The sequence below is a fragment of the Fodinibacter luteus genome, from assembly GCF_039541575.1.
GTDB classification, from domain to species: Bacteria; Actinomycetota; Actinomycetes; order Actinomycetales; family Dermatophilaceae; genus Fodinibacter; species Fodinibacter luteus.
In genome coordinates this window covers 78,755-97,970 of sequence record NZ_BAABGM010000016.1, presented here as the reverse complement: position 1 = coordinate 97,970, position 19,216 = coordinate 78,755, and the positions used below count along the sequence as shown (strand labels likewise).

The 19,216-nt window shown below is 73.5% G+C and carries 19 protein-coding genes; 9 read left to right on the top strand and 10 right to left on the bottom strand.

What is annotated here, in order from left to right:
• Positions 1–249: 249 nt before the first annotated feature.
• Positions 250–1,584: an NAD(P)/FAD-dependent oxidoreductase gene (locus ABD899_RS13835; protein WP_345206989.1), complete on the top strand. Its 1,335-nt coding sequence runs from the start codon at positions 250–252 to the stop codon at positions 1,582–1,584.
• Here the strand turns inward: ABD899_RS13835 and ABD899_RS13830 are convergent.
• The 8 genes from ABD899_RS13830 to ABD899_RS13795 all read right to left on the bottom strand — a co-directional run bounded on the left by ABD899_RS13830 (position 1,525) and on the right by ABD899_RS13795 (position 10,906).
• Positions 1,525–3,030 (bottom strand): CoA-acylating methylmalonate-semialdehyde dehydrogenase, encoded by a 1,506-nt coding sequence (locus ABD899_RS13830; RefSeq protein WP_425474974.1) that lies wholly within the window; start codon positions 3,028–3,030, stop codon positions 1,525–1,527. The genes ABD899_RS13835 and ABD899_RS13830 overlap by 60 nt on opposite strands.
• 97 nt (positions 3,031–3,127) lie before the next feature.
• Positions 3,128–4,228, bottom strand: a complete 1,101-nt coding sequence (locus ABD899_RS13825) for a Gfo/Idh/MocA family protein (RefSeq protein ID WP_345206987.1) — start codon at positions 4,226–4,228, stop codon at positions 3,128–3,130.
• Between the two features lie 2 nt (positions 4,229–4,230).
• The gene (iolD, locus tag ABD899_RS13820) at positions 4,231–6,177 is read right to left on the bottom strand and encodes a 3D-(3,5/4)-trihydroxycyclohexane-1,2-dione acylhydrolase (decyclizing) (RefSeq protein WP_345206985.1); all 1,947 of its coding nucleotides are present in this window, start codon (positions 6,175–6,177) and stop codon (positions 4,231–4,233) included.
• Positions 6,174–7,109, bottom strand: coding sequence for a 5-deoxy-glucuronate isomerase (gene iolB, locus ABD899_RS13815; protein ID WP_345206984.1), 936 nt, complete (start codon positions 7,107–7,109; stop codon positions 6,174–6,176). Before iolB ends, iolD begins: the two co-directional genes overlap by 4 nt.
• Positions 7,106–8,008, bottom strand: a complete 903-nt coding sequence (locus tag ABD899_RS13810; protein WP_425474973.1) for a Cgl0159 family (beta/alpha)8-fold protein — start codon at positions 8,006–8,008, stop codon at positions 7,106–7,108. The genes iolB and ABD899_RS13810 overlap by 4 nt, the downstream gene beginning before the upstream one ends.
• Positions 8,005–8,973: a 5-dehydro-2-deoxygluconokinase gene (iolC, locus tag ABD899_RS13805; RefSeq protein WP_345206980.1), complete on the bottom strand. Its 969-nt coding sequence runs from the start codon at positions 8,971–8,973 to the stop codon at positions 8,005–8,007. Before iolC ends, ABD899_RS13810 begins: the two co-directional genes overlap by 4 nt.
• The gene (locus ABD899_RS13800; RefSeq protein ID WP_345206978.1) at positions 8,970–9,887 is read right to left on the bottom strand and encodes a TIM barrel protein; all 918 of its coding nucleotides are present in this window, start codon (positions 9,885–9,887) and stop codon (positions 8,970–8,972) included. The genes iolC and ABD899_RS13800 overlap by 4 nt, the downstream gene beginning before the upstream one ends.
• A gap of 14 nt (positions 9,888–9,901) precedes the next feature.
• The gene (locus ABD899_RS13795; protein ID WP_345206976.1) at positions 9,902–10,906 is read right to left on the bottom strand and encodes a Gfo/Idh/MocA family protein; all 1,005 of its coding nucleotides are present in this window, start codon (positions 10,904–10,906) and stop codon (positions 9,902–9,904) included.
• Between the two features lie 59 nt (positions 10,907–10,965).
• On the opposite strand from ABD899_RS13795, the gene ABD899_RS13790 reads away from it, so the two are divergent.
• The 5 genes from ABD899_RS13790 to ABD899_RS13770 all read left to right on the top strand — a co-directional run bounded on the left by ABD899_RS13790 (position 10,966) and on the right by ABD899_RS13770 (position 14,651).
• Positions 10,966–11,706: a GntR family transcriptional regulator gene (locus ABD899_RS13790; RefSeq protein ID WP_345206974.1), complete on the top strand. Its 741-nt coding sequence runs from the start codon at positions 10,966–10,968 to the stop codon at positions 11,704–11,706.
• An 81-nt stretch (positions 11,707–11,787) separates the two neighbouring features.
• The gene (gene lysS / locus ABD899_RS13785; protein ID WP_425474972.1) at positions 11,788–13,302 is read left to right on the top strand and encodes a lysine--tRNA ligase; all 1,515 of its coding nucleotides are present in this window, start codon (positions 11,788–11,790) and stop codon (positions 13,300–13,302) included.
• A 3-nt stretch (positions 13,303–13,305) separates the two neighbouring features.
• Positions 13,306–13,557 (top strand): hypothetical protein, encoded by a 252-nt coding sequence (locus tag ABD899_RS13780; RefSeq protein WP_345206972.1) that lies wholly within the window; start codon positions 13,306–13,308, stop codon positions 13,555–13,557.
• Positions 13,558–13,662: 105 nt separating this feature from the next.
• Complete coding sequence (locus ABD899_RS13775) at positions 13,663–13,998, top strand: histone-like nucleoid-structuring protein Lsr2 (protein WP_345206970.1); 336 nt, start codon at positions 13,663–13,665, stop codon at positions 13,996–13,998.
• Positions 13,999–14,054: 56 nt separating this feature from the next.
• Positions 14,055–14,651, top strand: a complete 597-nt coding sequence (locus ABD899_RS13770) for a (2Fe-2S)-binding protein (protein ID WP_345206968.1) — start codon at positions 14,055–14,057, stop codon at positions 14,649–14,651.
• 125 nt (positions 14,652–14,776) lie between these two features.
• Here ABD899_RS13770 and ligD (ABD899_RS13765) read toward each other — a convergent pair whose 3' ends face one another.
• Together ligD (ABD899_RS13765) and ligD (ABD899_RS13760) are read right to left on the bottom strand one after the other, a co-directional pair.
• On the bottom strand, positions 14,777–15,658 hold the full coding sequence (gene ligD / locus ABD899_RS13765; protein WP_345206966.1) for a non-homologous end-joining DNA ligase: 882 nt from the start codon (positions 15,656–15,658) through the stop codon (positions 14,777–14,779).
• Between the two features lie 11 nt (positions 15,659–15,669).
• Positions 15,670–16,620, bottom strand: a complete 951-nt coding sequence (gene ligD / locus ABD899_RS13760; protein ID WP_487249868.1) for a non-homologous end-joining DNA ligase — start codon at positions 16,618–16,620, stop codon at positions 15,670–15,672.
• A gap of 152 nt (positions 16,621–16,772) precedes the next feature.
• On the opposite strand from ligD (ABD899_RS13760), the gene ku reads away from it, so the two are divergent.
• The 3 genes from ku (at position 16,773) to ABD899_RS13745 (ending at position 19,183) form a co-directional block, all read left to right on the top strand.
• Positions 16,773–17,717: a non-homologous end joining protein Ku gene (gene ku, locus ABD899_RS13755; RefSeq protein WP_345206964.1), complete on the top strand. Its 945-nt coding sequence runs from the start codon at positions 16,773–16,775 to the stop codon at positions 17,715–17,717.
• 1 nt (position 17,718) lies between these two features.
• On the top strand, positions 17,719–18,000 hold the full coding sequence (locus ABD899_RS13750) for a helix-hairpin-helix domain-containing protein (RefSeq protein ID WP_345206962.1): 282 nt from the start codon (positions 17,719–17,721) through the stop codon (positions 17,998–18,000).
• A 355-nt stretch (positions 18,001–18,355) separates the two neighbouring features.
• Entirely contained in the window at positions 18,356–19,183 is an 828-nt protein-coding gene (locus ABD899_RS13745) for an Fpg/Nei family DNA glycosylase (RefSeq protein ID WP_345206960.1), read from the top strand.
• Positions 19,184–19,216 lie beyond the last annotated feature (33 nt).

The following is a 19,216-nucleotide window of genomic DNA, read 5'->3' as shown; positions in this document are numbered from 1 at the left end:
ACCGTCGACGGACAAGTACCGGGCGAGCGGAAGTCCTTTCACCCTGAAAGCATTTCCGGCCGGACCCACAGGGCACCGCGGTGGCAACGACGTCCGGCACGCGGCTAGCGTGGGCGAGGTGCAGCCGACCGGTCGACCGCCCCGCCCGCCTGCCGCGCCGCCCCGCCCGGCCGCTGGACCGCCCCGCCCGCCCGCTGCGCCGCCCCGCCCACCTGCTGCGCCGCCCCGCCTGCCCGCTGCGCCGGCGCCATGACCCCGCCCCCGACCCCGCCCTACGCCGTCGTCGGCGGCGGTCCCGCGGCCGGCGCCGGGGCACGCGCCCTCGCTGCGGCCGGTGCGGACGTCGTCCTGCTCACCGCGGAGGACCGCCCGCCCTACGACCGGACCGTGCTGTCCAAGGACTTCCTGCTCACCCCCGGCTCGGTCGTCCCACCGGTGTGGCCCCCGGATGCCGGCTGGCGGCAGCACATCGACGTCCGCACCGGGGCGACCGTCGTCGCGCTCGACCCCGATGCGCGCGAGCTGACGACGGCATCCGGTGAGCGGGTCGTGTTCGAGGCGGTGCTCCTCGCCCCCGGGGCCGAGCCGCGGCGGCTCGGCGTCCCCGGTGCGGACGGGCCGGGTGTGCACCACCTGCGCGACGTCGCCGATGCCGCCCGCCTGTCCGAGGCCATGGACGCGGCCCGACGGCTCGTCGTCGTGGGTGGCGGCGTCATCGGGCTCGAGGTCGCTGCCGCGGCAGCCATGCGCGGCCTGGACGTCGAGGTCGTCGAGGCGACCCGCCGCGTCCTGGGCCGCGGCGTGCCGGCAGCCGTCGCGGACCGGCTCCTCGCGCTCCACGCGCGGCACGGTGTGAGCGTGCGAACGTCGACGTCGCCGGATGCCGTGCAGCGCGATGCCTCGGGTGCCCTCACCGGGGTGCTGCTCGCCGACGGTGTCGTGCTGCCCGCCGACCTCGTCGTCGCCGGGATCGGGGTGCGCCCGCGGGAGGAGCTCGCCGTCGCCGCGGGGCTCACCTGCGACGACGGCATCCTCGTCGACCCCTCCGGGCGCACCTCGCACCCGGCCGTCTTCGCGGCGGGCGACGCCGTCCGGACGCGACGGCCCGGCGAGCTGCCCGGCATCCGGCTCGAGTCGTTCACGGCCGCGGGGCGGCAGGGTGAGGTGGCCGCACACGCGATGCTCGGCGGCGACGACGCCTTCACCGACGTGCCGTGGTGGTGGTCCGACCAGTACGACGCGACCCTGCAGGCCATCGGGGTCCCGCCCGTGCGGGCCCGCGAGAGGGTCCGCGAGGAGGTCGTCGAGGTGCCGGACGGCCTGCTCGTCCTGTCCTTCGTGGACGACCGGCTCGTGGCGGCGTGCGGCGCGACCTCCGGCCCGGCCATCGCCCGGCCGGTGCGTGCCGCGGGGCCGGTCATCGCCGCCGGCGCGACCGTCGACGTCGCCGCCCTCCGAGCCGCCGGCCACGACCTCGCGGCCCTGGCGTCGGTGCTGCGCTCGGCGGCGCGGGCCTCGGGCGGGTCAGGTGTTCCGGGGGAAGCCCAGCTCGATGCCGCCGTGGCTCGGGTCGAGCCACCGTGACGTGACGACCTTGCCACGGGTGAAGAAGTTGACTCCCTCCATGCCGTGCGCGTGGCTGTCACCGAAGAGCGAGTTCTTCCAGCCACCGAAGGAGTAGTACGCCATCGGCACGGGGATCGGCACGTTGATGCCCACCATGCCGACCTCGACCTCGTTCTGGAAGCGCCGGGCAGCGCCGCCGTCGTTGGTGAAGATCGCCGTGCCGTTGCCGTAGGGGTTGTCGTTGATGAGCTCCAGCCCCTCGTCGTAGGACTGCACGCGGACCACCGAGAGCACCGGACCGAAGATCTCGTCCTGGTAGATGGACATGTCCCTCGAGACGTGGTCGAACAGGGTCGGCCGGAGGAAGTAGCCCTCACCGTCGGCGTCGACGTCGCCCTCGCGCCCGTCGACGACGAGGGTGGCCCCCGCCTCGACGCCGGCGTCGAGGTACGACGCCACCTTGTCGCGGTGCTGCGCCGTGACGAGTGGCCCCATGTCGCAGCCCCGCCGGCCGTCACCGGTGACGAGCTTGCCCATGCGGTCGGTGATCTTGCTGACGAGCTCGTCGGCGACCGGCTCGACGGCGAGGAGCGCGGAGATGGCCATGCAGCGCTCGCCCGCCGAGCCGAAGCCGGCGTTGATGGCGGCGTCGGCGGCGAGGTCGAGGTCGGCGTCGGGCAGGACGAGCATGTGGTTCTTCGCCCCGCCCAGGGCCTGGACGCGCTTGCCGTGGGCGGTCCCGGTCTCGTAGACGTACCTTGCGATCGGCGTCGAGCCCACGAACGAGACGGCCTTGACGTCGGGGTGGGTCAGCAGCGCGTCGACGGCCTCCTTGTCGCCGTGGACGACGTTGAGCACGCCGTCGGGAAGCCCGGCCTCCTTCCACAGGGCGGCGACGGCGTTGACGGCCGACGGGTCCTTCTCGCTGGGCTTGATGACGACGGCGTTGCCGCACGCGATCGCGATGGGCACGAACCACAGCGGCACCATCGCCGGGAAGTTGAACGGGCTGATGACCGCGACCACGCCCAGGCTCTGACGGATCGAGTAGACGTCGACCTTGGTGGAGACGTTCTCGGAGAAGCCGCCCTTGAGCAGGTGCGGGATGCCGCACGCGAACTCCGCGACCTCGAGGCCGCGGGTGACCTCGCCGAGCGCGTCGGAGAGCACCTTGCCGTGCTCGGCCGTGATGAGCGCGGCGATGTCCTCCTTGCGCTCGTTGAGCAGCTCTCGGAAGCGGAAGAGCACCTGGGTGCGTTGGGTCAGCGAGGCCCGCTGCCAGGACGACTCCCACGCGCTCCTCGCGGAGGTGACGACCTCGTCGACGAGGGCGGCCGACGCGAGGTCGAGCTCGCCCGTCCGTTCGCCCGTGGCGGGGTCGAACACAGGGCTGGTGCGCTCGGAGCGGCCCTGCCACGGGGCGCCGCCGACGAGGTGGGTGATGCGGGTGGGGGTCGTGCTCACGGTTATCGGTCCTTGTCGTGCGATGAGGTGGAATCAGTGTGTCAGAGCGCGTACTGGTTGTGGAATGCGCGGCCGGATGCCGGGTCGCACCGTCCGATCAGTTGCCCGCGCCATGGAGGGCCGGTCGTTCGGCGAGGACGACCGGCACGGGGCGGCCGGTGGCCAGCGAGGCCATCCCGGCGGTGCTCACGGCCGTCGCGGCGTACCCGTCCCAGCCGGACGGCCCGATGGGCCGGCCGGCACGCACGGCATCCGCCCAGGCCTGCACCTCGACGTCGTAGGCCCGGGCGAACCGGGTGCGGTAGTCGTCGGGCACGACGCCACCCCACGTCCCGCCGCCGCCCGTGGCGTGCGTGGTGAGCACGCCGGTCGCCACGAGTCCCGCCGTGAGTGAGCCACGTTCGGTGACGGCCTCGAAACGCACCTCGTAGCCCACCTGGCTGTTGACGAAGACCTCGTTCGTGACCAGCCCGCCGCCCGACATCCGGAAGATCGCGACCTGGGGGTCGACGACGCCCAGCCCGGCGTGCGAGGTGGGGGTCGGCGAGAGCACGGTGACCTCGGTGATCTCCTCGCCGAAGAGGAACCGGGAGGCGTCGACCTCGTGGACGAGGCTGTCGCGCACGATCATCTCGGAGCGGAAGTCGGCGTTCGGCACGGAGCGGTTGCGGTGGGTGTTGTGCAGGAGCAGCAGCCGCCCGTGCGCTCCCGACCGGAGAGCGGCCTCGACCTGCGCGTACTCGGGGTCGAAGCGGCGCATGAAGCCGACCGTGACGAGCCGGCGGCCGAGCGCGGCCTCCGCCTCGACGATGCGCAGCGAGGATGCCTCGTCCATCGTCAGCGGCTTCTCGCACAGGACCGGCTTGCCGTGCTCGAGGCACGCGAGGACCTGCTCCTCGTGGACGACCCCGGGCGAGGCGAGGACGACGGCGTCGACGTCCGGGGACGCGACGAGCTCGAGGGCGTCGGCCACCACGCGCACGGTCGGGCGCTCGGTCGAGCGCCGGGCCGAGCGCCCGGCCGAGCGCCCGGCCGGGTGCTCGTCCAGGCGTTCGGCGAGCGCCTCGGCCCGCGGGACGTCGGGGTCGGCGACCGCGACGAGCCGGACGCCTGCCGTGCGGGTCGCGAGGCGCTGCGCATGGTCGGAGCCCATGGGCCCGACGCCGACGACACCGACCCGAAGAGGGGTGGAGGACACGGTCACCGGTCCTGCGGCGCGGCCGGCGCCAGGTAGGGCCGCTGGTGCTTCTTGGCGTCGCGGTAGGCCGCCGCCGCCGCCTGCGTGCTGTCGAGCCCCGACACCTGCGCCACCGGCACGTCCCACCACGACCCGCTGCCCGGGGAGTGGACCCGCGGGTCGGTCTCGACGTGGATGACGACCGGTCCCGTGTCCCGGGGAGCCGCCTTCGCCTGGGCGAGCGCCGCCTCGAGCCCGGCCCGGTCGTGCACCTCGATGACGTGGGCGCCCAGGCTGCGGGCGTTGGCGGCGAGGTCGACCGGCAGGTGGCCGCCGTCGAGGCGGCCGTCGGGCCCGCGGAACTCGTAGCTCGTCCCGAAGCGCTGGGAGCCCAGCCCCTCCGACAACGAGCCGATCGAGTGGAAGCCGTGGTTCTGCACGAGGACGACGATGATCTTGACCCGCTCCTGCACGGCGACGACGAGCTCGGTCGGCATCATGAGGTAGCCGCCGTCACCGACCATCGCGAAGACGTCCCGGCCGCCGTCGGCGAGGGCGACCCCGAGCGCGCCGGGGATCTCGTACCCCATGCAGGAGTAGCCGTACTCGACGTGGTAGCCCCGGTGGTCACGCACCCGCCACAGCTTGTGCAGGTCCCCGGGCATCGACCCTGCCGCGCACACGACGACGTCGTGGGGGTCGCTGAGCTCGTTGACCACCCCGATGACGGCGGCCTGGGTCAGCAGCCCGGCGGCGAGCCGGTCGGTGACGGTCGCAGGTGGGTCGTACGCGGCATCCACCTGCTCGTCCCACTCGCGCCGCAGGCTCGCGACCCGGTCGGCGTAGCCCGGCTCGACGGTGTGCCCCCGGACCGCTGCCGTGAGGGCGGTGAGCCCCTCGCGGGCGTCCGCGACGAGGGACAGCCCGCTGTGCTTGCCCGCGTCGAAGCCGGCGACGTTGAGGCTGACGAAGCACACCCCGGCATCCCGGAAGGCCGTACGCGAGGCCGTCGTGAAGTCGGACCACCGGGTACCGACGCCGATGACGAGGTCCGCCTCGTGGGCGAGCACGTTCGCGGCCGTCGTGCCGGTGGACCCGATGGCACCGACGAGCTGCGGGTGGCCGTGCACGAGCGAGCCCTTCCCGGCCTGGGTCTCGGCGACGGGGATGCCGGTGGCCTCCGCGAGCTCCGCGAGCGCGTCGTGCGCCCCGGAGTAGCGCACGCCGCCACCGGCGACGACGAGCGGGCGGCGGGAGGAGCGCACGGCATCGGCCACCGCGAGGACCCGCGCCGCCTCGGCCGGCGGGCGGGCGACGTGCCACACGCGGTCGGCGAACAGCTCGACGGGCCAGTCGAACGCCTCGGCCTGCACGTCCTGGGGGAGGGAGATCGTCACGGCTCCGGTCTCGACGGGGTCGGCGAGCACCCGCATCGCGCCGAGCAGGGCCGACGGCAGCTGCTCGGGACGGTCGACCTGGTCGTAGAAGCGCGAGAGCGGGCGGAAGGCGTCGTTGACCGACACGTCGGCGGCGTGCGGCAGCTCGAGCTCCTGGAGCACCGGGGCGCTGACCCGGGTCGCGAAGGTGCCCGACGGCAGCAGGAGCACCGGGATGCGGTTGATCGTCGCGAGCGCTGCGCCGGTGAGCATGTTCGTCGAGCCGGGCCCGACGGATGCCGTGACCGCCCACGTCGAGAGCCGGTCGCGGTGCTTGGCGAAGCCGACCGCGGTGTGCACCATGGCCTGCTCGTTGCGACCGAGGACGTAGGGCAGGCCCGGGCGCTCACCGGCATCCGTGGCCCGCAGCTCCTCCTCGAGGAGCGCCTGGCCGATCCCGGCGACGTTGCCGTGGCCGAAGATGCCGAGGCAGCCCACGACGAGGCGCTGGCGCTCGCCGTCGCGCTCGCTCCACTGGTGGGCGAGGAAGCGCACGACCGCCTGGGCGACGGTGAGCCGGACGGTGTCGGTCATCGGGTGCCTCCCACGGGCAGTCGGGGGTCGAGGTCGTCGTCGGCCCAGGTGTCGCGGACCCACGCATGGGCCGGGTCGTCGCAGATCCGCCAGGCCCGCTCCGGGCCGGGGCCGGCCATGACGTTGAGGTAGTACAGGTCGGCGTCGGGCGCCGCGACCGCCGGGCCGTGCCACCCGTGCGGGACGAGCACGACGTCACCCGTGCGGACCTCCGTGAGCACGTCGATGGGGCGGTCCCCCGCACCGTAGACCCGCAGGTAGCCGACCGGGTCGGTGCCGCGCGGGTCGGTCGAGCGCGTCTCCACGTAGTAGATCTCCTCGAGCGCGGTCTCCTCGCCGGGGCGCTCCTCGTCGTGCTTGTGCGGGGGCCACGAGCTCCAGTTGCCGGCGGGGGTGACGACCTCGCAGACGAGGAGGGAGTCGGCGTCGAGGGTGTCGGGCAGGCCCATGTTGCGCACCTCACGGCTCGCCGGGCCCGCTCCCCGCAGCTCGACGGGCACCTCGGATGCCGTGACGTGCCGGCAGGGCTTCGGGGTGTCGGCCCTGGTCGCCGGTGCCCCGCAGAGGGCGACGCGCCCGGCATCCGGGCTCGTGCTCGTGACCCGCAGTCGGGAGCCCTTCCCCGCGTAGAAGACGTCGGTCGGCCCGTCGAACACCGAGGCGCGCCCGTGGAGCGCGGCCGTGTGCGTCGACCCGTCGGCCTCGGTCACCTCGACCCGGAAGGAGCCGACGAGGGGCACGACGAGCGTCTCCTCGTCGCCGCCGTCGTGCTCGAGGGACCCGCCCGGTGGGGTCGTCGCCACCCGCAGCCGGGTGTGCTCCCAGTGCTGGACGGGGTTCGTCGCCGTCGGGGTCACCGCGACCTCGAAGGCGCCGTCGGAGGAGGAGCCCAGCGGGCGCACGTAGGCCGCGTTGTCGGCGCCGACACTCATGCGGCACCACCGTGCACGAGCTCGGCCGCGGCGTCCACGGCGGCGGCGACGTCTCCGTCGGGTGGGTAGAGCAGCGCCCGGCCCAGGACGAGGCCACGCACGCCGGGCAGCTCGAGCGCACCGGCCCAGGTCGCCTGCGCCTGTCCCGGAGCCTCGTGCGGGTCGCCACCGAGGAGGAGCGTGGGGAGCGTCGTCGCGTCCATGACCCGGGCGAGGTCGTCGACGACGGGCAGCTTGAGCCAGGTGTGCGCGCTCGAGGGACCCAGGCCGGACGCGACCTGGACCGCCCGGATCACCGAGTCGGCGTCGAGGAGGTTGCGCACCCGGCCCGCCTCGACGAGCGACCAGAACGGCTCGACCATCGCCATCCGTCCGTGCGACGCGAGCTCGCCCACGGCGCGCGCGCAGGCCTCGAGGGTGGCCACGGTGCCGACGTCCTCCAGCGCGATGCGGGTGAGCATCTTGCCCCCGTCGAGACCCCGGTCCCGGATCTCGCGGGCGGTGTAGCCGGTGAACCGGTCGTCGAGCTCCCACGCGGAGCCCTGGAGCCCGCCACGGTTCATCGACCCGATGACGACCCTGCCCTCGAGGGCGCCGAGGAGGAGGAGGTCGTCGAGCACGTCGGGTGTCCCCAGCACGCCGTCGACACCCGGTCGCTCCAGGGCGGTGGTCAGCCGGGCCAGCAGGTCGGTGCGGCTCGCCATGGCCATCGGGTCCGCGCCGACGCCGAGGGCGGCGCGCGCGGGGTGGTCGGCCGCGACGAGGAGCAGTCGCCCGTCGGCCGGCAGCAACGGGCGCAGGGTGCGCTCGTCCCAGGCCGCGGCGATCCGCCCGGGCTCGCGGGCCCGGATCTCGGTGAGGGCAGCGGTGTCGACGGCGCTCCCGGTCACGGCGGTCACCTTCCTGCGCCCGCGAGGGCGGCCTCGACCTCGGCGGTCGTGGGCATCGCGGTCGAGCACTCGAGTCGGCCGGCGACGAGGGCCCCGGCGACGTTGGCGAAGCGGATCGTGCGTTCCAGGTCCCACCCCGAGAGCAGCCCGTGGACGAGTGCGCCACCGAAGGAGTCCCCGGCGCCGAGGCCGTTGACCACCTCGACGGGGAACGCCTCGACCTCGACCCGCTCGTCGCGGGTGGCGGCGAGCACCCCCCTCGGGCCCTGCTTCACGACGGCCAGCTCGAGGCCCCGGTCGAGCAGGGCGTCGGCGGCGCGGTGCGGGTCCGTCTCGCCGACGGCCACCTCGCACTCCTCGCGGTTGCCGACGGCCACGGTCACGTGCTCCAGCGCGCGGCCCACCTCGGCGCAGGCCAGCACCGGGTCGGCCCAGAACATCGGGCGGTAGTCGAGGTCCAGCACGGTGTGGCGCTGTCGGCCACGGGCGGCCCACGCCACATGGTGGCTCGAGCGTGACGGCTCCTGGGACAGGCCGGTGACGGTCGCCCAGAACACCCGTGCGTCACGAATCGCCTCGAGAGGGAGGTCGCCCGCCTCGAGGAGGAGGTCGGGTGCCGTGGGCCAGCGGTAGAACCACAGGGGGAAGTCGTCTGGGGGGAACACCTCGCAGAAGGTGACCGGGGTGGGCGGACCCGCCGCGTGGTGCACCGCGATGGATGCCGGGTCGACGCCCAGGCGCTCGGCCTCGAGTCGCACGTAGCGGCCGAAGGCGTCGTCGCCGACCTTCGTCACGAGGCGCACGGAGTGGCCGTGGCGGGCCGCGGCCACGGCCACGTTCGTCGCGCTGCCCCCGAGGAACTTCTGGAAGGTGCTCACCTCCTCCAGGCCCACGCCGTGCTGGAGGGGGTAGATGTCGACGCCGGTGCGTCCCATCGCGACGACCTCCGGCGCGTGCCCGGCCATCGTGCTCATGGTGTCACCGCCAGGTCGTCGGCCACGGCGAGGATGTGGGCGACGCAGGCCCGCACGTCGGTGACGGGGTCCACCCCGGTGTCGGCCGGCGCCCCCGTCAGGATGGTGTCCTGCTCGAGGACGTACCACCCGGCGTAGCCGGCCCCCTCGAGCGCGCGGACGATGGCCGCGATGTCGACGTCGCCCGCGCCGAGCGGCACGTACATCCCCCGGGCGACACCCTCGGTGTAGGACAGCTCCCCGGCGCGGACCCGTTCGGCGAGGTCGAGCCGCACGTCCTTGAGGTGGACGTGCCCGATGCGGTCGGGGTGCTCGACGGCGACCCGCACCGGGTCGCCCCCACCGATGAGCAGGTGCCCGGTGTCGAGGCAGAGGGAGACGTGGCTGCCCGCGAGCACCCGGTCGGTCTCGTCGCCCGTCTCGACCATCGTCCCCACATGCGGGTGCAGCGTGGCCAGCAGGCCGCGTGCTGCGGCGGCGTCGCTGACGCGGTTGAGGGTGTGCAGCAGGGTGCGCCACTGGTCGTCGTCGAGGGCGGGTCGCTCGTCGTAGCCCTCCGCCCCGGTGGCCGCAGCGATGACCACGGTCGATGCCCCTGCGGCGACGAGGCCGTCCATCGCGTCCTCGACGGTCGGCAGGGGGTCGGTGTCGGCGCCGTGGAGCACGACGGGGACGAACTGGCCGACGGCGCGCAGCCCGGCATCCGCCAGGGTGCGGGCCTTCGCGTCGGGCGCGTCGGGGAGGAAGCCGTCGGGGCCGAACTCCGTCGCCGAAAGGCCGACGGCGCGCATGTCGCCGAGGACCCGCTCCGGGGGGAGCTGGTGGCCCCAGCCCGGGACCTCGCACACTCCCCAGGAGATGGGGGCGCCGGCGATGCGGTCGCGCAGGGGGGTCGAGGTGGTCGTGGGGCTCATCCGCAGGTCCTTCGTCACGTCGTTGCGATGTCGGTGAGGTCGACGGGTCGACCGGAGTGGAGGGAGAGGGTGCACGCCTGCGCGACCCGGAAGGCCTCGAGGGCGTCGCGCACGGTGCACGGGCTCGGCGCCTCACCGCGAGCCACGGCGAGGAAGTGGGTCAGCTCGGTCCGGTAGGCCGGACCGAAGCGGTCCATGAAGGAGTCGTGCACCGGCCCGTGGGGGAAGTCGACGTCGTCCTCGACCGACCGCAGCGCGAGGGACTCGTCGAGCCCGACCGAGACCGAGCCCTGCGAGCCGAGCACCTCCAGACGCACGTCGTGACCCTGGGCGTGGTAGCGCGTCGTCGAGAGCAGGGCCATCGTGCCGTCGTCGAGGGTGAGCAGGGCCGCCGCCGAGTCGACGTCACCGGCCTCGGCGAAGAAGGGCTCGCCCTTGTTCCCACCCGTCGCGTAGACCGTCACGACCTCGCGGCCGGTCAAGAACCGCACGACGTCGCAGTCGTGGACGGAGCAGTCGAGGAAGATGCCGCCCGAGGTCGGGACGTATCCCGGCTCGGGCGGTCGGCGGTCGCTCGTGTTCGCCCTCAGGGTGTGGACGAAGCCCAGCTCTCCGGACCGCACGGCGTCCCGGGCCCGGCGGTAGCCCGTGTCGAAGCGGCGCTGGAAGCCGACGTGCACGGGCACGCCCGACGACTCGACGACGCGCACGACGTCGATCGTCTCCTCGAGGGTGGCTGCCACGGGCTTCTCGCAGAAGGTCGGGAGCCCTGCGGTCACGCCCGCCCGGAGGAGGTGGGCGTGACCGGGGGTGGACGTGGCGACGACGAGCGCGTCGATGCCCGAGGTCAGGAGGGAGTCGACGGCCGAGGTCCGCGCCCTCGGGGCCGAGGCCGCAACCGTGGCGGCCGCCTCGGGGCGTTCGTCGGCGACGACGAGCTCGTCCACCCCGTCGAGCGCTGCCAGCGTCGTCGCGTGGAACGCCCCGATGCGGCCTGCGCCGGCGAGTCCGATCCGCATGTGACCTCCTTTGTAAGGACATACTGACATCTCCACCCGCGCGCTGTACAGTCCGTGCCATGCCACCCCGGGTCGTCGACGTGCGCATCGACCGCACGTCCCCGGTGCCACTGTGGCACCAGCTGTACGAGCAGCTGACGGCCGCGGTCCACGACGGCCGCCTCCAGCCGGGCGACCCGTTCGAGAACGAGCTCGCCCTCGCCGCCCGACTCTCCCTCTCGCGACCCACGGTCCGGCGCGCCATGCAGGAGATGGTCGACCAGGGCCTCCTCGTGCGCCGCCGGGGCATCGGCACGACGGTCGCGAACCGCAAGATCCACCGTCGTGCGGCGCTGTCGAGCCTGCACGACGACCTCGTGCGCGCGGGACAGACGCCGACCACCGCGGTCCTCGACCTCCGCACGGTCCGGGACGTTCGCGCCGCAGCGGCCCTCGACCTCCCGGGCTCCACCGAGCTCCTCGCGCTCGTGCGGCTGCGCTCGACCGACGGCGCCCCGCTCGCCGTCCTCCACAACTGGCTCCCGCCCGCCTACGCGGACATCACGCCCGAGGAGCTCGAGGCGGACGGCCTCTACGCCGCGCTCCGGGCCCGCGGGGCGACCCCCGTCGTCGCGCACCAGAGCGTCGGGGCCCGGATGCCGACGCGCGAGGAGCGCCGTCGGCTCGCCATCGTGGGCACCCAGCCCGTGCTGACGATGACGCGCACGGCCTTCGCCGCCACCGGGGACGCGATCGAGTTCGGCGACCACTGCTACCGGGCGGACGACTACTCCCTCGACCTCATGCTCGACGAACGCTGACGGCGGCGGTCCCCTCGGCCGCGCGGACGGCATCCGGGGACGGTGCGGGCCAGCGGGAGCCCGCCCGTAGGCTTGACCCTCGTGACGGACACCCCCAGCCCCGCCCCCCAGGGCGGCCAGCCCGAGGCCGACCTGCCCGAGCAGATGCGGGTCCGGCGCGAGAAGCGGGACCGGATGCTCGCGGCCGGCATCCAGCCCCACCCGGTCTCCGTCGATCGCACCCACTCCCTGTTCGAGGTCCGGGAACGCTGGGCGCACCTCGAGGCCGGCGAGGAGACCCGGGACGTCGTCGGAATCGCCGGCCGGGTCGTGTTCGTCCGCACGACCGGCAAGCTCGCATTCGCCACCCTCCAGGAGGGTGTCGGCACCCGGCTCCAGGTGATGCTCAGCCTCGCCGAGGTCGGCGAGGAGGCGCTCGCGGCCTTCAAGGCCGAGGTCGACCTCGGCGACCACGTCTTCGTCGAGGGTCGGGTCATCAGCTCGCGCCGCGGCGAGCTGTCGGTCCTCGCGACACGGTGGCAGATGGCGAGCAAGGCGCTGCGGCCGCTGCCGGTGCTGCACAAGGAGCTCTCCGAGGAGAGCAGGGTGCGCCAGCGCTACGCCGACCTCGTCGTGCGCCAGGAGGCCCGGGACATGGTGCGCACCAAGGCCACCGCCCTGCGCGCCATCCGCGCGGTGCTCGACGGGCAGGGCTACGTCGAGGTCGAGACCCCCGTCATCCAGCTCGTCCACGGCGGTGCCGCGGCCCGCCCGTTCCGCACCCACATGAACGCCTTCGACCAGGAGATGGTGCTGCGGATCGCCCTCGAGCTCAACCTCAAGAAGGCCGTCGTCGGAGGCGTCGACCGGGTCTACGAGATGGGCCGGATCTTCCGCAACGAGGGGGTCGACGCGACGCACTCCCCCGAGTTCACGATGCTCGAGGCGTACCAGGCGTGGGGCGACCAGCGCAGCATCGGCGCCCTCATGCGCGACCTGTACCTCGGCGTCGCCGACGCGCTCGGGTCACGGGTCGTCGAGACGCCGGCCGGCACCGTCGACCTCGGCGGCAACTGGCGCTGGCTGCCGGTGTACGACGCCGTGAGCGCGGTCGTCGGCGGGGCCGTGACCCCCCAGACCCCGAAGGAGACGCTCCTGCGGTACGCCGAGGCGCACGGCGTCGACGTCGACCCGGGGCTGGAGAAGGACAAGGTCTTCCTCGAGCTGCTCGGTGAGCTCGTCGAGCCCACCCTCGTCCAGCCGACCTTCCTGTGCGACTACCCCGCCATCGCGCAGCCGCTCGCCCGCCCGCACCGCGAGAAGGCGGGCCTCATCGAGGCCTGGGACCTCATCATCGCCGGGGTGGAGCGGGGCACCGGCTTCTCCGAGCTCGTCGACCCGGTCGTGCAGCGCGAGGTGCTGACCGCCCAGTCGCTGCGGGCGGCCGGCGGTGACCCCGAGGCGATGCAGCTCGACGAGGACTTCCTGCGGGCCCTCGAGTACGGGGCGCCGCCGATGGGCGGGCTCGGGCTGGGCGTCGACCGCCTCATCATGCTGTTCACCGGCGCAAACATTCGCGAGACCATTCTTTTCCCCCACCTGAAGCCGGAGGCCTGAGCCGTGTCCGACGTCTGGCCCTATGTCGCGGCCATCGTCCCGACCATTGTCGTCGCGACCCTTTTCTACTTCCTCATCAAGGGGATGATGGAGGGTGACCGCCGCGAGCGACTCGCCCAGTCCCGGTTCGAGGCGGCGCAGGATCGCGAGCGAGCCCGGTCCGAGGATGCCGCCGCGGATTCCGCCGGGCGCGAGGCCGCGACCCCGGAGCGTGGGAATGCGGAGGACGAATCCGGGAAAACCTCGGGGGAATGACCGATCTTTACTCATGCTTTACCTACGAGGGAATGCACTGATAGCGTTTCCACGGCATCCTTGGCGGTGCCCGGACACCCCCCGCACCCCCTGAAGGGAAAGCCAATGGCAAAGAAGGTCCAGGTTCTCCTCGTCGACGACGTCGACAAGAGCAGCCCTGCTGACGAGACCGTCTCCTTCGCGCTCGACGGCGTGAGCTACGAGATCGACCTGACCGCGGACAACGCCGCGAAGCTGCGCGACGACCTCGCGGTCTGGATCGGTCATGCCGAGCGCACCGGAGGCCGCCGCTCCACCGGCCGGGCCGCCGCGAAGGGCTCGGGCCGCAAGGCCGACCTCGGCGCCGTGCGCGCCTGGGCGCGCGAGAACGGCCACCAGGTCAGCGACCGCGGCCGCATCTCGGCCGAGGTCCAGGCCGCCTACGACAAGGCCCACGCCTGAGCACCGAGCACGACCCCGAAGCGGCGCCCGTCGACCCGGCGGGCGTCGCTTCGCTCATGTCGCGGCGGCACGCGTGGCTGCGCTTCACCGTCGGCGGGCCACCGCTCGCGCACGACCTCACGACGGATGCCGTCGCCTGGCAGGAGCAGCTGCGGGCGCTGCAGGGACGGTGGTACGACGTCGACGCCCCGCCGCAGGTGGCCGCGGCGTTCGTGCTCCAGTGGCTGCTGCAGGTGCCGGCCCACACGGCCGCGCACGCCGCGGCGAGCGGCCCGTGGCGGGCCGTGCTCCCCGGGCTCACCTTCGAGCTGGGGGGGTCGCTCGTCCCGTCCCAGGTGCGGTTCGCCGGGCTCGCCGGGGATGCCGGGTCGCTCGGCGAGCGGCTGGCGCGCGCCGAGCAGGACTACCGCGCGGTCGCCGTGCCGGTCGCGACGGCATACCGCTCGCTCGTGCGGCTCGGGCCGCACACCCGGGCGGCGATGGTCGACGACATGTGGGTCGCGGCACGCCGCGAGGCCGAGGGGGCGGCGGGGCTGCTGCGCCCCGGGGCGGCTGCGCGCGAGTCGTGCTGCCTCCTCTACGCCCTGCCGGGATGCGTCGAGTGCGCCGGCTGCCCACGCCTGCGCGCAGCGTCCCGCAGGTGGGGGCCCTGACAGCGTCCGGCAGGTTGGGGCCCTGAGCCCCCGAAGTGCCGGACGTCAGTGGACGCCGGCCCGCAGCGTCCGGCAGGTTGGGGCCCTACGCCCCCGAAGTGCCGGACGCACCGGGCGCGACGGGGTCAGGGGAGGTCAGCCAGCAGGTCGCCATCACGAGCGACCCGCTCGAGCACCTCGTCGTACATCAGCTGGTGCAACGAGTCCGGCTGGGCTGCGCCCCGTTCCACCTCCTCCCAGGTCCGAGGAGCGGCGACCCACGGCAGCTCCCGGCCGCGCATCGAGTAGGGGCTGATCGTCGTCTTCGCGGCGACGTTCTGGCTCCAGTCGAGGAACACCTTCCCCGGCCGCAGGGACTTCGTCATCTTCCACAGCACGAGCTCGGGATGCCGCTTGGTCATCTCCTGCGCCAGCTGCATCGCGAGGTCACGCACCTCGTCGCTCGTGAGGTCGCCCCCGAGAGCGGCGTACAGCTGCATCCCCTTGCTGCCGGAGGTCACGGGGAACAGGTCGAGGCCGAGGGCGGCGAGCCGGTCCCGGACGAGCAGGGCGACCTGGGCGCACTCGTGGAGCCCCGCCGGTCGGCCCGGGTCGAGGTCGATGACGAGACGGTCGGGCTTCCGCCGTTCCCCGTCGGAGTCGACGGTCCACTGGGGGACGTGCACCTCGAGCGAGTTGAGGTTGACGAGGTAGGTGAGGTCGGCCAGGTCGGTGACGAGCGGGTAGGTGACGTCGTCGATGGGCACGCGCGGCAGCCAGCTCGGCGCCCCGGACGGCAGGTTCTTCTCGAAGAAGCTCTCGTCCTCGACCCCGTGCGGCCAGCGGACCCGGGTCACCGGGCGGTTCGCGACGTGCGGCAGGAGGAGCGGGGCGATCCGGGCGTAGTAGCTCAGCACCTCGCCCTTCGTCGTCTCGGTCGAGGGGTACATGACCTTGTCGAGGCTCGTGAGCCGCAGGGTCCTGCCGGCGACCTCGACGCGGGTCACCTCCGGGACGTACTCAGGCATCGTCGACCTCCTCAGGCATCGTCGACCTCCTCGAGGTCGGCCGGGGTGAGGTCGGTGCGCACCCCGAGGTAGGCGGGCTGGCGCAGCCGGTGCTGCCCCGTGAGCTCGAGCGCGCGGACCTCGATCACGACCCGGGGCTCGACCCACGTCGTGCCGTTCGCGTCGATGCCGGGCACCTCGTCGGCGAACGGGGAACCGTCGCGGCGGAGGGGACGCAGACGGGCGGCGAGCGCCTCGCCTGCGGTGCCGGCGAGGCCCGACCCGACGCGGCCGGCATACCGCCACCCGCCCGAGCCGTCGGGCAGCCCGACGAGCACGGCGCCGAGCCGACCGGTCGAGCCGACCTCCGGGCGCCACCCGCCGACGACGACCGACCGGCTGGAGCGGTGTGCGGTCTTGCGCCAGTCCGGCGAGCGGCGGCCGACCGCGTAGGGGGCCGACCGACGCTTGCTCACGATCCCCTCGAGGCCCTGGTCAGCGGTGGCGGAGAGCAGCTGCTGCCCGTCGTCGTAGACCGGCGGTACCTGCCAGTGGCGTCCGGTGAGGTCGAGTCGCTCGAGCAGCTCGCGCCGGGCCGTCCACGGCTGGCCGGTGAGGTCGGACCCGAACAGCCGCAGCAGGTCGAAGACCATGAGGGTGACCGGCCGGGTGGCGGCCAGGCGGGCGGCACGGCGCCGGTCGGAGACGTGCATCCGCTCGGTGAGGGCGTGGAAGCTCGGGCGTCCGCCGTCGAGCGCGACGACCTCGCCGTCGAGGAGCATGTCGTCGTAGTGCCGCCCCAGGTCATCGAGCTCGGGGAAGGCCGCGGTGACGTCTCGCTCGCTGCGCGACCACACCGTGACCTCACCGTCGCGCACGTCGACGAGCACGCGCATCCCGTCCCACTTGACCTCGTGCACCCACGCGTCGCCGGCCGGCACGGTCTGCGCGACGGTCGCGAGCATCGGACGAAGAGGTGGCACGGACCCATCCTGCCCACGTCCTGCCCCGCTCCACCCGCCTTGGGTGCGCAAGTGGTCGTCCCGGCGACCGTTTCCGCACCCGAGGGCAGGTTTACGCTGGGAGTCTGCGCCGAGCGCGAGGAGGCGCACGGCAGACGGAAGGGTGGACGGCCATGCGGGCGATCTGGAAGGGCGCGGTCTCCTTCGGCCTCGTCAACGTGCCGGTGCGGCTGTACTCCGCGACCGAGAACCACGACGTGCAGTTCCGCCAGGTGCACCGCGAGGACGGCGGGCGCATCCGGTACAAGCGGATCTGCTCCATCGACGGTGAGGAGGTCTCGTACGACGACATCGCCAAGGGTTACGAGACCGAGGACGGCGACATGGTCGTGCTCACCGACGAGGACTTCGCCGACCTGCCGAGCACGTCGTCGAAGGAGATCGGCGTGACGAAGTTCGTCCCGTCCGACCAGATCGACCCGATGTGGCTCGACAAGAGCTACTACCTCGAGCCCGACAAGTCCGCGACCAAGCCGTACGTCCTGCTCCGCGACGCGCTCGAGAAGGAGAAGCGGATGGCGATCTGCACGGTGTCCATCCGCACCCGGATGACGATGGCCGTGCTGCGAGTGCGCGACGGCGTGATCGTCATGCAGACGATGCTCTGGCCCGACGAGATCCGCGCCGCCGACTTCGCGACGGTCACCGAGGACCAGAGCGCGAGCAAGCAGGAGATGGACATGGCGAAGATGCTCATCGACCAGCTCGCGGGCGACTACGACCCCGACGAGTACGAGGACGACTACGCCACCGCCGTCAAGGAGCTCGTCCGCGCCAAGGTCGAGGGTGGCGAGGTGCGCGTCAGGGCCGCCGAACCCGAGGAGAGTGGCGAGGTCGTCGACCTGCTCGCAGCTCTGGCCCGCTCGGTCGAGAAGGCCAAGGCGTCACGCGGCGAGGCGTCCGGGTCCGCCTCCGAGCCGGCAACCGCCGAGGCGGCGGCGAAGTCCACGAAGCCCGGGACGTCGACGGCGAAGAAGACGACGGCCAAGAAGACCGCGGAAAACAAGACCACCGCCAAGAAGACCACGGCGAAGAAGGCGGAGAGGAAGGCCAGCTGACGTGGCGGACGGTCGCAGCCCCGGCGCCGACCCACACCCGGCGGCCGACCCACACCCGGCGGCCGGCCGGCATCCGACGCGCGACCCACACGCGGAGGACGACAGGCGTTCGCGGCCACCGCACGAGGTGCACGCCATCGGCGCCCCGGCCCGCCGGGCCCTGACGAACGCCGGCCTCACGACGTGGGATGCCGTCGACGCGGCTCCCGACGCCGACCTCCTCGCGCTGCACGGGTTCGGCCCCAGGGCGCTGCGCATCCTGCGCACCACCCGCCCGGGCTGAGGGCGACAGGGATGCCGGGCGCGCGACTGTCCGCGCCCCTGACACCCCTGCCGGGCGCGACGCCACCCCCAAAGGGTGCCGAACGCGCGACTCCCCGCGCCCCTGACACCCTTGCCGTACGCCACACCCACCCAAGGGTGCCGAACGCGCGACTCCCCGCGCCCCTGACACCCCTGCCGTACGCGACGCCACCCCCAAGGGTGCCGAACGCGCCACTGTCCGCGCCCCTGACACCCCGGCCGTACGCCACACCACCCCCAAGGGTGCCGAACGCGCCACTGTCCGCGCCCCTGACACCCCACACCCCCTTCCCCTCACCACCCGCGTATGCGGACGCGCGGCATACGCTCTCGCCATGCCCGAAGGCCACACCCTCTTCGCCCTCGCCCGTGACCTCCACGAGGCCTTCGCCGGCACGACGCCCGAGGTCACGAGCCCACAGGGCAAGTTCACCGAGGGCGCCGCCGAGCTGAGCGGGCGCGAGCTGCTGCGGGCGACGTCGCGCGGCAAGCACCTGCTCGTGGAGTTCGCCGACGACCGGTGGCTGCACGTGCACCTCGGCCTCATCGGGTCCTTCACCGTCGACAGCCACGAGTGGACCGCGGAGGTCCCCGCCCTCGGCCAGGTCCGGCTGCGGCTGCGCACCGACCAGCACGTCGCCGACCTGCGCGGCCCGAACCTGTGCGAGGTCGCGAGCCCCGAACGGGTCGACGCGGTGCTCGATGGCCTCGGCCCCGACCCCCTGCGCCCCGATGCCGACCCGGACGTCGCGTGGGCTCGCATCCACCGCTCGTCACGCACCGTCGGTGAGCTGCTCATGGACCAGTCGGTGCTCGCCGGCGTCGGCAACGTCTACCGCTCCGAGGTGCTCTTCCGGCACCGCCTGTCCCCGTTCACCGAGGGCCGCCGGATGCGCCGCGCGTCGTGGCGGCTCGTCTGGGACGACCTCGAACGGCTCATGCCGCTCGGCGTCGCCACGGGGCGCATCGTCACCGTCGAGGACGAGCTGCTCGCGGTCGAGGCGGCGCTCGGCCGCGGCGAGGTGCCGCACCTCACCGAGCGGTCCTCGTACGTCTACAAGCGCGCGGGGATGCCGTGCCTCACGTGCGGCTCCAGGGTGCGCACCCGGGTCGTCGCCGGCCGCAACCTCTTCTGGTGCGGGCGCTGCCAGCGCCGCCACTGACGTCGCCGGCCGCAACCTCTCCTGGTGCGGGCG